This is a genomic window from Psychrobacter sp. CAM01 (assembly GCF_032842965.1).
GTDB lineage: Bacteria > Pseudomonadota > Gammaproteobacteria > Pseudomonadales > Moraxellaceae > Psychrobacter > Psychrobacter celer.
This window is the reverse complement of the sequence record NZ_JAWJBL010000001.1, coordinates 149,194-163,835: the sequence shown is the minus strand read 5'-3', so window position 1 is coordinate 163,835 and position 14,642 is coordinate 149,194. Positions and strand designations below refer to the sequence as shown.

At 49.0% G+C, this 14,642-nt stretch carries 11 protein-coding genes; 8 read left to right on the top strand and 3 right to left on the bottom strand.

Annotated elements, in window-relative coordinates; genetic code table 11:
- The first annotated feature begins 191 nt into the window (after window positions 1-191).
- Together R0I52_RS00770 and R0I52_RS00765 are read left to right on the top strand one after the other, a co-directional pair.
- Window positions 192-1,079, top strand: a complete 888-nt coding sequence (locus R0I52_RS00770; RefSeq protein WP_317052744.1) for an energy transducer TonB — start codon at window positions 192-194, stop codon at window positions 1,077-1,079.
- 136 nt (window positions 1,080-1,215) lie between these two features.
- Window positions 1,216-2,103 carry a mechanosensitive ion channel family protein gene (locus R0I52_RS00765; RefSeq protein ID WP_317052743.1) on the top strand — a complete coding sequence of 296 codons (888 nt, stop codon included), beginning with the start codon at window positions 1,216-1,218 and terminating at the stop codon, window positions 2,101-2,103.
- A 72-nt stretch (window positions 2,104-2,175) separates the two neighbouring features.
- On the opposite strand, the gene ybeY is transcribed toward R0I52_RS00765, so the two are convergent.
- Window positions 2,176-2,781, bottom strand: coding sequence for an rRNA maturation RNase YbeY (ybeY, locus tag R0I52_RS00760; RefSeq protein ID WP_317052742.1), 606 nt, complete (start codon window positions 2,779-2,781; stop codon window positions 2,176-2,178).
- Window positions 2,782-3,053: 272 nt separating this feature from the next.
- Window positions 3,054-4,160 carry a PhoH family protein gene (locus R0I52_RS00755; RefSeq protein ID WP_317052741.1) on the bottom strand — a complete coding sequence of 369 codons (1,107 nt, stop codon included), beginning with the start codon at window positions 4,158-4,160 and terminating at the stop codon, window positions 3,054-3,056.
- A 553-nt stretch (window positions 4,161-4,713) separates the two neighbouring features.
- Between R0I52_RS00755 and R0I52_RS00750 the strand changes: the two genes are divergently transcribed.
- The 3 genes from R0I52_RS00750 (at window position 4,714) to R0I52_RS00740 (ending at window position 8,641) form a co-directional block, all read left to right on the top strand.
- Window positions 4,714-6,009, top strand: coding sequence for an FAD-dependent monooxygenase (locus R0I52_RS00750; RefSeq protein ID WP_317052740.1), 1,296 nt, complete (start codon window positions 4,714-4,716; stop codon window positions 6,007-6,009).
- A gap of 100 nt (window positions 6,010-6,109) precedes the next feature.
- A complete protein-coding gene (locus R0I52_RS00745; RefSeq protein ID WP_317052739.1) occupies window positions 6,110-7,363 on the top strand; it encodes an FAD-dependent oxidoreductase in 1,254 nt (417 codons plus the stop codon).
- A 36-nt stretch (window positions 7,364-7,399) separates the two neighbouring features.
- Window positions 7,400-8,641, top strand: a complete 1,242-nt coding sequence (locus R0I52_RS00740) for a PIN domain-containing protein (RefSeq protein ID WP_317052738.1) — start codon at window positions 7,400-7,402, stop codon at window positions 8,639-8,641.
- Window positions 8,642-8,646: 5 nt separating this feature from the next.
- Here R0I52_RS00740 and R0I52_RS00735 read toward each other — a convergent pair whose 3' ends face one another.
- Window positions 8,647-9,558, bottom strand: a complete 912-nt coding sequence (locus tag R0I52_RS00735; RefSeq protein ID WP_317052737.1) for a lysine exporter LysO family protein — start codon at window positions 9,556-9,558, stop codon at window positions 8,647-8,649.
- 196 nt (window positions 9,559-9,754) lie between these two features.
- Here R0I52_RS00735 and R0I52_RS00730 point away from each other — a divergent pair, with 196 nt between their 5' ends.
- The 3 genes from R0I52_RS00730 (at window position 9,755) to R0I52_RS00720 (ending at window position 14,636) form a co-directional block, all read left to right on the top strand.
- The gene (locus R0I52_RS00730; RefSeq protein ID WP_317052736.1) at window positions 9,755-12,406 is read left to right on the top strand and encodes an alpha/beta fold hydrolase; all 2,652 of its coding nucleotides are present in this window, start codon (window positions 9,755-9,757) and stop codon (window positions 12,404-12,406) included.
- The gene (locus tag R0I52_RS00725) at window positions 12,396-13,640 is read left to right on the top strand and encodes a patatin-like phospholipase family protein (protein ID WP_317052735.1); all 1,245 of its coding nucleotides are present in this window, start codon (window positions 12,396-12,398) and stop codon (window positions 13,638-13,640) included. The genes R0I52_RS00730 and R0I52_RS00725 overlap by 11 nt, the downstream gene beginning before the upstream one ends.
- Before the next feature lie 171 nt (window positions 13,641-13,811).
- Window positions 13,812-14,636 carry an SDR family NAD(P)-dependent oxidoreductase gene (locus R0I52_RS00720; RefSeq protein ID WP_317052734.1) on the top strand — a complete coding sequence of 275 codons (825 nt, stop codon included), beginning with the start codon at window positions 13,812-13,814 and terminating at the stop codon, window positions 14,634-14,636.
- Window positions 14,637-14,642 lie beyond the last annotated feature (6 nt).

Here is a 14,642-nt window from a genome sequence, read left to right as displayed (position 1 = left end):
TATCGTAAATGATTTGTTTGCAGTGTGGATGGCGCGCCTGTTTGACAGTTGTGCTGGCGACGCAATTCTATGTCATGTTATGATAGCCTCGGCACGGCATGAGTCAACCGCTTAGCGGTGCCTATTCATTGATACATAGATGAGCGGCAGACTTGTGCTGCGCCGCTCATACCCTTAAGCTGAGAGCAACTGTGGCCTATATTAAAGACTCACAAAGTTATCATTTTTCAGCGCAAGCCCCTAAGCGCGATAGAAGCCTGCCTATGGCGATCGTCATCGCTGTGAGTGTGCATGTGCTGATTATTTTTGGTATCAGTTTTTCTATAGGGCAAGATCCGGCTGCGATGATGCAGGATGTAGCCAAGGCCTTGACGGACAACATGCAGCCAAATGAGGACGCGCACTTTATTGCCAACGCCTCTCAGGTCGGTGGCGGCACGATAGAAGAGCAACTAAGACAAGAAACCGATCAGGTCAGCCCGCTGTCAGCTGAGCAAATGAGCGAGACACAAGATGTGATCAATTTACAGCGGCAGACCCGTCAGCAGCGCTATCAAGAAAGCTACCTGCGTACCACCTTGAGCTGGCGACAGGCAACCGTCGAGTCTGATAATGACAGTACGCAAGAGCAAGATGATATCTTGGCGCAAGAAGAGCGTCTGCGCAAACAAATCGCGACATTAGAGGCGCAGTTGTCCCAGCGTCAGCAGGTCTATGCGACCAAATCAAAAGTGGTGACGGTCGATAGTAACTCGACGACGCGCGGCGCGGCAGCGGATTATATCAATACGTTTCGTGAGCATGTCGAGCGAGTCGGCAACCTGCATTATCCAGCGCAAGCTCGGGCGCAGGGTATCACCGGTGATGTGCGCTTGATGGTGGTTATCAGTAGTGATGGCAATGTCAAAGCCATTCGTTTGCTAGAGAGCTCAGGCTCAACGATATTGGATGAAGCGGCAAAGCAGTCAGTGCGGCAAGCGGCACCCTTTGGTAAATTTACCGAAGACATGAGCGATATTGTAGAGCTGCGTTTGATACGCACTTATCAGTACAGCGATACAGTCAATGTGACGTATTAGCGGATGAGGTATCAATAAGCGATGTATCAATAAGCGATACAGCAAATCAAATAAAAGCCGTTTGCCAGCAAAGGCAAACCGGCGTTTTTATCAATACGCTTAGATATAACAATACACTTAAACAAAAAGAGTCAGTATGGAATTTTTAGGTTTTACAGTCGATGTTGCTGCTTTGACCAGTAACGCATTGAGCTTAGTAGTCAAAGTGGCTTTTGCCATCGTTATATTTGTGGTCGGGCGCTGGCTGGCCAAAAAAGCCGTCACCTTTGCTCATGGTATTATGCTCCGCAGTCATTTAGATGATACGGTGGCCAGCTTTTTAGGGCGCTTGCTTTATGGCGTATTACTGGTGGTGGTGGTGTTGGCCGCGCTGAGCAAGGTCGGGGTACAAACGACATCGGTCGTTGCCATACTGGGCGGTGCAGCAGTCGCGATTGGTTTGTCGTTGAAGGATCAGCTATCAAACTTTGCCGCTGGTATCATGATCGTCACTTTTCGCCCCTTTGTGCGCGGTGATTATGTACAGATTAGCAGCTACACAGGGACGGTGACCGAGATTACGTTGATCAACACCCACCTAACCACGATCAACAACCACGATATCATCATCCCGAATGGCGATATCACCACCTCAGCGGTGACCAATTATACGGCGCTGCCCAATCGCCGCGTCGATATCACAGTTGGGATCGGCTACGATGCCGATATCAAAACTGCCAAAGAGGTGATGCTGAGCTTGGCCAGAAACAACCCAATGGCCTTTACCGACCCTGAGCCTATCGTACGCGTGACCAATCTGGGCGACAACTCGGTCGATTTGACCCTCAATGTCTGGACGACAAATGCTGATTGGTGGACGATGCAGTGTGATTTGCTTGAGCAGTTTAAATACGCTTTAGATGATGAGAAGATTGAGATTCCATTCCCGCAGCGTAGCGTCCATGTCAAAGGCTTGGATCAGATGATCAATCAGATGGGTCAGTCGCAAAAACTGCCTATGAGTAAAGACTCAGCCTATGACTAGAGACTGAACAAGGATTGGCTATTCAGTGCTTATTCTGAGGAGTTGGTTCGGTCAAAAATTATCTCGTCAAATTCAAGCGTTTGGTAGATAGGGGTTTGGGAGGTTGAGACTTGCCAAAATCTCTATCTCAAACCCCTCCATCTCATCTTGCTCAGCTTGTCCAAGCTCGTGATCAAAGCCTAGTAGGTGCAGCACACCGTGTACTAGTAAATGACTGATATGCTGCGCGACAGTCTTATCTTGTTCGGCGGCTTCTCGTACCACGACTTCATGACAGATGATCAGTTCGCCGAGTGGTAGGGTTGGCATCAGGTCAATAATGGCGACGGGCAAGTCGCTTGGATAGGATAAGATATTGGTCGCATAATCCTTGCCTCGCGCCTCTAGGTTTAATTCACGACCTTCAATCTTGTCCGTGATATATATATCTAGCGCTTTGATCTTGTGCTGCCACGTCTCAAGACTAATATCTGTAAAATAAGGGAGCATCAGACCGTTTTCTATACGTCTATCTATATATTTTAAAGTTGCAGCCATGATTGGCAATAGACGATCTGCACTGTAGTAACGACTGATTACCCCCTCATCGATACTATCAAGAGCGCTGACATCTAGCTCAACTTTGTCTAGATTATTTATCTTTAGGGCGTTTATATTATCGTTGTTAGATTGGTTCATAGCGTCACCTTAAGGAGAGGTATCGTCGATTCTACATAAAACAGATATATTGTATATCAACGTGGAGTTGGTATAAATTTTTCTTGCGTGCTATGCCTGCGCCGCTCGATGCTGCGTAAAATTCATCCCAGTCCCACTGTATCGTTTTTATACTGAACTCACTATATTACGCTTATCAAGACTCATTTTGTTTAATGTTAACGAAAAGACCAGATCACTATGTTTAGTAATCCGGTCTTTTGGGTTAGAGATAACGGTTTAACGACGTTTAGCTACAGCTTAGAGGCTGCATCTGCCACCGCCTGTCTGCGCTCTTGCTCTTTGATGCGCTCAAACTTACGTTTTTCTTGTAGCGCAATTTGCTCTTCATCAAACACATCATAGGCTTCGACGATTTTTTGTACCAACTGATGGCGCACCACGTCTTTTGAGTCAAACTTAGTAATATGAATCTCTTCGATACCGCTTAAGATATCCATCGCCTGTGCCAAGCCTGATTTGGTACCGCGTGGCAAGTCGACCTGTGAGATGTCCCCTGTGATGACGGCGCGTGAGCCAAAGCCCAGACGCGTCAAAAACATCTTCATTTGCTCAGGTGTGGTGTTTTGCGCCTCATCCAAAATGACAAATGAGTTGTTTAAGGTGCGGCCACGCATATAAGCCAGCGGCGCAATCTCGATGATTTGCCGCTCGATCAATTTGCCGACCTTCTCAAAGCCAAGCATCTCATAGAGGGCATCGTAAAGTGGGCGCAGATAGGGGTCAATCTTTTGTGTGAGATCACCAGGTAGAAACCCAAGCTTCTCCCCAGCTTCTACCGCTGGACGTACCAGCAGTATGCGTTCAATCTCATTGCGCTCTAGCATATCGACCGCGCAGGCCACCGCCAGATACGTCTTGCCGGTACCAGCAGGCCCAATACCAAAGGACACATCGGAGCTGAGCACGTTTTTGACATAGCGCTGCTGGTTGCCCCCGCGCGGGATGATACGGCCTTTGCGCGTACGCAGGCTAATGGGGGTAAACTCATCTGCCGAATCTAAATCAGCTGTATCGTCCTCATTATCGGCAGATTCTTGCTCATCGTCTGCTATGTCTTCATCGCGGGAGACGCTCGATTGGATAATCAAATGCAGCTCTTCTGCACTGATATCCTTGGTGTTTTGCGCCTCATCGACCAGCTTATAGATGATGCGTTCGCCGCGCTCGACCGCAGTCACATCCCCGCTCAGGCAAAAGTCGCCTTGGCGTTGAATGATCTTGATATCGAGGCGATCTTGTAGGTATTTCATGTGGTTGTTGTATTCACCAAGCACGGTCTTGAGCTGTGCTGGGGTCAATGATTCAAACTTTATACGGCGGCTCATAGAATCAGTCAAGCGATTATCCTTGTGTTGTGTACCCGCTGCTATCGCCTGATGCTGATGAGATCAACATGGAAAGCGCCACGGGCTTCAGAGATAAAAAATAAAATGATAAAAAATAAAATGGGTAATAAAGGTCGTTCGTCAAGGTGTCTGGGCGGGCAGTGTGTCACGCGCCTTTTAACACGCATTTGGCGTATCTGCTAGCGATATAGATAACGGTAAAATTATTATTGGTTTTGGGATTAATGATAAATCAATGTCTTGTCTTCATTATGGTAGATAGTTTTTAAAATTCAAGCCATCACCTGCCCAGATGGCGGGGTTTTTGTATGTAGATTGCAACCACGGGCTGGTGGGCAAACGGCTGCAATGGTCAGGTATGCTTTGGCGTAGCTCACCCTCAGGTCAGTCTTTTATGCTATGACTGCAAGCAGGCCAGTACACGCTTTGCATACGTGTCAGGGCACAGAAACTCAAGCAAACTGTGGTAATCTAGGGCTTAATAAATAACGCCTGAAAAATAAGAAATCACACCATTAAAAGCAATATGATTAGGAATAGCATGATGCAAAACACCAACGCAACGTCATCAACTGTCAAAAAAAAAGCAGCAATCACCGAGCAGCAAGTCCTGATCGCAGGCGGCGGTCATGTGGGTCTGTCTTTTGCCTTGCTGCTCGCCCATCATGGTATCGCCAGCACCTTGCTCGAAAAAAACAGCTACCCAACCATCAGCCCGCAAGATGACCGCACGCGCAGTCATTATTTGGACAGTCGCAACACCGCTCTGTCGCGGCGCAGCGTACAGATTTATCAAGAGATTGGGCTGTGGGATGAGCTACAAAGCCATGCTTGCCGTATCGATGCGGTACAGATCAGCGAGCAAGGCAGCTTTGGCCGCGCGCAATTAAATAAAGCGGAAGAGCAGGTCGAATCGTTTGGGCAAGTGATGGAAAACGCTTGGCTGGGGCGCAAGCTATTACTGGCCGCGCAGCAAGAGCCGCTGATAAGTATCATTGATAACGCCAACGTCATCGCTGTCGAGCAGCAGTCTGATGGCGTGACGCTCAGCTTTAGCTACTATGGCGAAGAAGAGCACGAGCAGCAGCTGCAGGCCAGTCTACTGGTCGCTTGCGACGGCCGCGACTCTACCGTGCGCCAGCTATTAGACATCGGCACGACGATCTATGATTATCAGCAAACCGCCATCGTCGGTGTGGTAGAGACAGATAAGTCGCACGACCATGTCGCCATTGAGCGCTTTAGTCCAGCAGGGCCACTGGCGGTGCTACCATTGACTGACCCAGAGGGTGATGGCAACGATGAGTATCAGCAGGGCTATCGGCGCTCAGTAGTCTGGGTCTGCCCAAAAGGCGAAGAGAAAAGATATCTAGAAGATGATGCACATTTCTTGGCGACGTTGCAGCAGGCATTTGGCGATCGTGCTGGCACGTTTATCAACGCTGGTCGCCGCGGTGCCTATCCGCTGACACGCGTACTGGCAGATAAACAGGTCGCTGGCCGCTGCGTCATCATGGGTAATGCTGCCCACACCTTGCATCCAGTGGCAGGTCAGGGCTTTAATCTATGTATGCGCGATGCTCACGTACTGGCAAAAATGCTGAGCGCGCAAGTGTTGCGAGGCGAGGATATCGGTAGTCCGGCATTGCTCACGCGCTACGAAAAAGCCCGTCAAACCGACCAAAAACGCGTCATTCGTTTTTGTGATGCGGTCGTCCATGGCTTTACCCATCCCAATCCTGCCATCAAACTGGCGCGTAATATGGCACTGGTGGCGTTTGATAAACTGCCCAATATCAAACCGCTGGTGGCAAATTATGCCATGGGCTTAAAATCGTAATACCCATAACTAAAGTGATGCGCTATTTTTAGCCCATTTAGATAACTATCAAGTGAATTGAAGACACGCCCTAACAAGTCCTGATATCGAGAGCTAACTTATGACAAACAACCATACACTCATTATCGGCGGCGGTATCGTCGGTGCGACGCTGGCGCTAAAGCTGGCGCAGGCCAAAATGCCCGTGACCTTAATCGATGCGCGCCCACAACGTGATGAATCAGGTTGGCAACAGGTGCTAGGTAAACGCGATGCCCGTGTTTATGCGCTGAGCCTCGCCAGTATTGCGCTGCTAAAAGACGTGGGCGCTTGGCAAAAGATAGCGCTATCGGGGCGCAAGGCGGATTACTCGCAGATGCAGGTATGGCAACTGAACGGTATGGGCGAGCTATTATTTGGCGATAGTGACCGCAGTGCGCCAGAGCTGCTTGGTAGTATGGTTGAGCCAGCGGTCATCGAGTATGCCTTATGGCAGCGTCTGTCTGAGGAGGATGTCAATGATTATCTGACCGTCATCGCAGGGCAAAAAGTCGTCAATATGGACTGGCGCGGGACGCAGCAGGGCTACCGTGTGACGCTAGCGGACGGCGCTGCTATCGATACGCATCTGCTCGTCGGTGCCGATGGTCGTGGCTCGTTTGTCCGTCAGCAGGCGGCGATTGGGCTGGACACGCTTGATTATAACCAAACCGCGATTTGCTGTGCGATTCAGACTGCCAAACCTCATCAAGCGACCGCGCGCCAAGCCATGCTACCGACAGGGACACTGGCTCTGTTGCCTTTAGCGGATATCACCGATGAAGATAAAGTTAATCCGCAGCATTGGCAATCCATTGTCTGGACGCTGCCGCGCAATCAGGCACTGGCTTTGCTTGAGGAAGACGAGCGCGTGATTGCTGATAAATTGGCCGCTGCCAGTCACTATGAGCTGGGCGCCATCGAGCAGATAGAGTCAATTGCCAGCTTTCCACTGACCGCGCAGCAAGCGAAGCGTTATGTACAGGACAATTTGGTGCTAATAGGCGATGCCGCCCATGGTGTGCATCCGCTGGCAGGTCAGGGATTAAATCTGGGCATGCTCGATGTGAAGGCGCTAAGTGAACAGCTGATGCACGACTATGCGCGTAGCGGCAATAAACTGTGGGGCAGTACCCAAACTTTGCGTAGCTATGAGCGTCTACGCCGACCGCATAATAGCCTGATGATGCATAGCTTTTCGGCGCTTAATTGGCTGTTTGCAGGCTCGCTTGCGCAGATGCGTCCGATTCAGCAGATTCGCAGTGAAGGTATGTACCGCGTTGGCAAGATAAAACCACTCATGCGATTGTTTGCGAAGCAGGCGAGTGGGGTTTAGGGCATATTGTGACAACCAAATAATAAGAATATTTCGATGAAGCATATTTTAATTGATTATGAAAACATTCAACCCAAGAGCTTTGAGGGCATGGATACAAAGGAATGCCATGTATGGTTGTTTTTGGGCGTACATCAGCAAAAGAGCTTGCCTCTTGAGCTGGTCGAAGCATTACTCGAATTCAACAGCGATAATGTACATATCATCAAGATGCAGCATGCAGGTAAAAACGCTTTAGATTTTTACTTGTCTTTTTATCTTGGCAAAATATCTGAAATCGATGCACAGGCGGATGTGTGTATTTTGGCAAGAGACAGTGGTTACGATATCTTGGTTGAGCATCTCAACACTGTGTATGACGGTATGGCCATCACACGCGCAGCAGATGCTAACCAATTAAGCCTCGCCTATGAGGTAGAGAACACGATAGAGGCTGATATAGAACAAAGTCAACTCATCGTTGATACCAGTCAAAACGAAGTGTTCTATGACGATACTAATAGTGATGATCTGGTAGAGATAAAGACCGCTACAGTACCAATCAGTGAAGAAAAAACGCCTCAATCTGTCATTCATGACTGCTATGTTTTGGTGTTCGATAACATAGTAAATCGCAAGATGTTTTTGCCAAGCTATAAATCAAACCTACTCTCTGCGATGAAGAAATACGCGTTAGCAGAAGCTTTAGTTAAATTTGATGAAGCCGAACAAAACAATATCATTGAAAAAGTCTTTGATAAATTTATCAAGAAAGGGCTTATAGAGCTCGATAGTAAAAACGAAAAACTCTGCTACAACACGGACAGTCAGGATATATTAAATTTAGTAACCGAAAAAGTATTACTAAGTAAAGCTAAGACTATGACTGGATTAACCAACGTCATCAAACAAAAACTTGCCAGCTATCGTCAAAAAAACGATGAGTCCCAAGTAAACCTAGTTATTACATGGCTAAAAAATCAAGGACTGATAAAGCAAAACAATCAAAAAGTTTGTTATCCAACCTTAGATGATTTATCAGTCCATAAAACAAAAACCAGTGTTAAAAATGTAAGCTCAAAGACGATAGACCAACGTACCGTATATCAATGCGCTATTGCATCTATTAAGGCTCGGCCTGTCAGCTCACGACCTGTAAAAAAATCGAGTTTGATCAATTACCTTAACAGTCATCTGCGCGATGAAGACCCTAAAACAATTGATAATATCGTCAAACAAATGGTTGGCAATCAGGTTGTCACGATATCTAGTAATAACAAGCTTAATTATAACATCTAGTCAACTCACCCCAACGCCGAAAACGCCACCATCAGTACAGGCGAGACAATATTAATAATAAAGCCAAAACTAATCGCCAGTGGCACCACTTTTAGGCCACCTGATTGTTGAATGATAGGCAAGGTAAAGTCTAAGCTCGTCGCACCGCCAAGTCCGACCGCTGCTGATGGGTACTTACGCATAAAGACGGGAATAAATAATAGCGCAAAAAACTCGCGTATCAAGTCATTAAACAGCGCCACACTGCCCCAAATCGCCCCATAAGCATCGGTCATAACGATGGCCGATAGCGAATACCAGCCAAACCCAGAGGCCAGCGCCAAGCCTTTGGTCCACGATACATCGCTAAATATCAGCGCAAAGACAAGCCCGCCGACCAATATCGAGAGGGTAAAGATAATACTCATCTCCACTCCGCGCTTATTGAGCAGGACTTCTTTTAGAGTGATGCCTGAGCCTTTGAGGCCGATACCGACCAATAAGATCAATATCATCAGCATGACGGTCATGGTGTTTTCAGGCGGCATATAACCTGCCGGTAAAAAATAACCAATCACCATGCCAATCACGACACAAACCACTTGTGCCAAGCTACCGCGGATACTGACGCGGTGCTCTTTGGATTTGACGCTGGGTTTTCTGGCATGCCACGGGCGCAGACGGTCAAAGAGCATAAGCGCAAACAAACCACTGCCAATGGTCAGTATCGATAAGATGGTGACATATAGAGCAATCTCACCTATCTGACTGCCCAGCCCTTCCACTTGTGACAGCTCGATACCGATGAGCGCTAAGATAATAAACACCAAGTATGACAAGCCTTTATCCGCAAGCTTGGTCATTCGGGGATTCGAGGGGATGGCAAAGCCAATAAACATTGGCATTAATACCAGGACAAGGGTAATCAGGCTTTGCATGTCGGCAGGCTCGCAGCGGTTTTAAACAAGCCGAAGATTGTATCATATTCATTTATAAATACGGCTATCCGCGCATGATATTCATCATAAAATAGAACGATACTGGCCGCGAATAGTACTTTTATATGCTTGGCTTATCTTTACCTGATCAACTTTTGTTGCTACATTAAGGCACTCAACCTCTGTGGTCAGCCCTATGTCGCTCTATCAGCTCAAATCTCAGTTTCAAGACCAGTTGCGCCCCATAAGCGATACATTGGCTAAGTCAGGATGCAGCGCCAATCAAGTGACGATATCTGCTGTGATACTCAGCCTAGGGACAGCCTATGTGATTGCCAAGCCTGCGGCTCACCATCAGGCGCTTTGGGCGCTGCTACCGTCGTCGCTGTTTGTGCGTATGGCGCTCAATGCCATCGATGGCATGATGGCGCGTGAGCATGCACAGGCATCTGCGCTGGGCGGTGTGCTCAATGAAGCAGGTGACATTATTGCCGATACGGCGCTCATCAGCAGCTTGCTACCTCATAGCGCTCAGCCAAGCTGTCCATCTAAAAATGTGATTGATCAGCATGCTCATCAGCAGCGTCATGTCTTTGGGATGATGATACTGAGTGTCAGCACTGAGCTGATAGCCATCGCCTGCGATGCTGCGGTGGGCGCTCGAGCCAATCAAGGGCCGCTGGGCAAAAGTGACCGCGCGTTTGTGTTGGGCGCGCTTGGGGCGGCAAAAAGCCTTAGCGTACCGATATCATTGTCTCATCGCTCAGCAAGTCCGTTTTTTATGCTAATAGAAATACTACTGCTAAAAACATGCCTCAATCGTCTGCGCTATATGGCCGCATTGTATCTACAGCGTCAGCCGCCTGTACCGCGCTCAGCCCATACTGCTTTGGAGTCCCAGACCATGTCTTCTGATTTTATAAATATAAATGATACAGCGGCGCAGGATATGCCAGCCTCTCCTAGCGCGGCTACGGAGGTATTACAAGCAGCCGTGATAGAAGGTGAGAGCTGCTATAACGCGTATGATGGCACGGCGATTTATTACCGTTATTGGCTAACGATGCCTATTGAGCAGTTAAAAAACGCCGATCAGTGCTTACGGCAAGTGATTTTGTTGCATCGTGGTCATGAGCATTCAGGACGTCTGGCAGAGCTGGGGCAACAGTTTGCAGCGGCAGGCTATCAGGTGTTTGCGTGGGATGCGCGCGGCAATGGCCGATCAGGTGGTATCAAAGATCATGCCGAGAGCGTCACCGAGCTTGAGCGCGATTTAAATGACTTTGTTCAGCTGGTGATGGGACAAACCGGCATCGCCATCGACGACACACTAATCGTCGCCAGTAGTATCGGTGCCGTGCTCGCCGCCGCGTGGGTGCATGATTATGCGCCCAACATCCGCGGCATGATACTCGGTACACCTGCGCTCAAGATTCGTCTGTATTTGCCTTTTGCTATACCGTCGCTAAAGGTAGCGCGTACGCTTGGGCTGATGTCACGCGTCAGCAGCTACGTCAAAGCGCAAGTCCTCACCCATGACCAAGACGCGCAGCACGCCTACAATGCCGACCCGCTGATCTCTAGCAGTATCTCAACCGACCTGCTGATCGACACGCACGCGACCGGTCAACGTCTGCTCGATGATGCAGAGGCCATCACCGTACCGACCTTCGTCTTGTGTGCTGGCAAAGACTATGTGGTGGATAAGCAAGCAGAGCGGACATTTTATGAGGCGATCAATAGCCCAAGCAAACGCTGGCAGCTGTATCCTGATAGCTACCATGCCATCTTTCATGAGACCAACAAAGCCGATGTGTTTGCCGACTGTCTGGCGTTTGCCGAGGAGGTATTTAGTACACCGGTACAAACAGCGGATTTAAGGGCGGCGCATTTGCATAGCGCCAGCAAAGACAAGGTTGATCGACTGGCTATCAAGCCATTTAATCCAAGCTTTGCGCTGACTCGGTTGGCGATGCAAACATTTGGTCATGTGAGCGATGCGATTGCCACAGGGCTTGAGCATGGCTTTGACTCAGGGCATTCGCTCGATCATGTCTATCAAAACCAGCCTAGTGGCCAAAACAAGTTTGGTCAAGCGGTCGATAAATTCTATCTTAACAACATCGGCTGGCAAGGCATTCGTATCCGCCGCGAGCATATATTAGAGCTGGCGCGTATCGCACTGACAGCTATCGAAGACAACAACCCCCAAGGGAAAAAACCAAGTAGCTCTGAGCGCTATCAACCAAAGCTGCTAGATATCGCCAGTGGCCATGGTTATTATGCATTTGATCTGTTGACGGAATTTACGGGGCTACAAGCTGAGCTGCGAGATTATGAGGTGCATAATATTCAAGCGCTACAAGCAAAAGCTGAACGCTTAGGTATCACTGATCGAGTGGTGGTCAGGAAGCAGGACGCTTTTGACCCTGCCAGTTATACGCAGGCCGTGCAGGAGGATAGTGCCACCGCGTCATCACTACATATGCCATCATCAAACAACGCAAAATCTGATGCAGGGTTTGATATCGCTATCGTCTCTGGATTGTTTGAGCTGTTTTCTGACAACCGCTTACCCGAGACTGCATTAGCAGGTATTTATGATAACTTAAACACAAATGGCTACCTGATTTATACCAATCAACCATGGCACCCTGAGCAAGAGTTTATCAGTAAAACCTTAAACAACCATCGCGGCCGTGACTGGGTGATGCGTTGCCGCTCCCCAGCGGAGATGGACCAGCTGGTCAGGCAGGCAGGCTTTCAAAAAGTCAGCATGCGTATCGATCGTTTTGGTATCTTTACGGTATCACTGGCGGTAAAGGTCGCCCCGCTCGATGACAAATAAGCACACAACATATGAGCGTGTGCAGCTGTTTTCGGGAGGCGGCTCGCGCTTTGCCTATTATCTGGGCAGTTATGCCGCGCTGGTCGCCCATGATTTGAGGCCAGATATGATCATAGGTACTTGCGGCGGCAGCCTCTCGGCGTATTTGGTACATCTTGCACCTGAGCCAAAAGACTTGCAAGCACTGCTGTATAGCCATGAGCTGTATACCGCCATTTGTGCAATCAGGCATGTCAGGCCAGATGAAGCAAATAGACGATCAAAAATGCGCTATATAACGCAGGCCATACAGCGTTGGCGCTTAGCAAGCAAGCAAAGCGTCAAACCGCAACACTCATCGCCAGCCAGCTATGAGCAGCTACTCGCAGAGCTGCAGCAATTGGCCATGTTTCGTATCGATGATGAGCGGTATTGGCTCGATGCGCTATCTGGTGTTGCCAATGAGCGTAATGAGCGTAGAGACAAGAGTGCCTGTGGTCATAATTGTATTCAAAGCACCAAGCAAGCCATACCTGAGGTTGCCATCATCGCCAGCCGTCTGCAAAAAGCCTCTGGGGTTGACAGCGCGTGGCCACCTGCCTCATATACGGCGGCGGGTCCAGCAGCAGTATTGCAAGAGTTGTTATTTGCCTCGCCGCGTATGGCGACTATGATGTCGCTTGCCGCCGCCATGCAAGGCGCAGCTGACAATAAGATACGATCACCTGCGCATGCGTTTGCTGATGGGCGCATACCGCCGCATGTACAGATAGTGAGCCAGTGGAGTTTTGCGGACGCGATACGTGCGTCTATGGCCGATATGTACTATCTACCACCCACCCATATTTCAGCGCTCGGTTGGTGCTTAGGCGGTGTCATCAACCTCACACCCGTTGAGCTGGCCTGTCAGCTGGGGCAAACGGTATTTGCCGAGAGCAAAGCGGGTTATGATACCTGGCTTGCTGCCCCAGCGATTAAGCGTGTCTTTGGTTTTGATCCCAATGCTCGTTTGGCACAGGTGCATGGCTATCATAGAGAGCCAAGCCATCGCCATACCGAGCAGCTGCATTGGTTGCCGTTTGCTGACAATGCCGAGCAGCTCGCAGGCCAAAGCGTGCAAAAGCGCTTTAGTATAAAGCAAATGACCGTAGCGTTGATTCATCGTGATTATGATGGTTTTGTGCAGCAAATGCAGGCGCAGTGGCAATATGGCTATCAGCGAACGAGCAGCTATATTCGGCAGCATACGCTATAGTTGACCTACTTTAGCGCTACCGTTTTACAGGCGTACTGTGTTTATACCTTTGCTTATGCCTATACCGCCAGCGGCTATGCCACATTTATCCCAGTAGCGCGCTTAGACTTATAACGATGGTATTTTGAACTGACGATATACGAATACCGCGATTTATGCCGAACCGATGATATGATAGATCTTAAACCAAACGCCTTAAAGCCTGCCACCGCTGATGCACCGCACGTCATCATCGTCGGTGGCACCAGTGGTTTGGGGTTGGCATTGGCACGTCATCACCAGCAACTGGGCTGGCATGTGAGTGTGGTGGGTCATGATCGCCAAAAAATAGCGCAGATCAATCGTCAATATCCGCACATCACCACCTATCGCTGTGATCTGACTGACCGCGCCCACACGCATGAGTTTTTGCAGCGCTTATCTGCCATCACGTTTTATCGGCTGATTTATAGTGCGGGCAGTTATACCAACGAGCGGGTGCGGACGCTCAATGCGGCAGACAGCACGCGCATGCTAGCGATTAACTTACAAGCATTTGAGCAGGTGTTTTGGTGGGCAAGTGAGCGGCTAAAACAGCAGCCGACATCGTTTGACATGAGGCAATATGGCAAGCCAAGTCTCATCTGCATTGCCTCCATCGCTGGGGCGTTGAACTATCCTTATGCCAGCCTCTATGCCAAAAGCAAACGCGCGATGATAGCCACGGCCAGCGCCTATCGCTTGGCACTGCGCCCGTATGATATTCAAGTAAACGGCATCGCCTCAGGCTATATCGATACCCAAGCGCTGCGTGATCTAAATGACGGTGATGCCAGTCATAAGCCATTTATCATCAGTACACAGACCGCCGTCCAGCATGTCATGCAAGCGATCGCTGATGATACCGAGCTTGCCATATTTCCATGGGCGATGCGTTATATTATTTATGCCTTAAACAGTGTGCCCAAGCCGTTATTAGACTGGGTATTACGCAGCCAGCTTGATAAAAAACAATGAGTAATG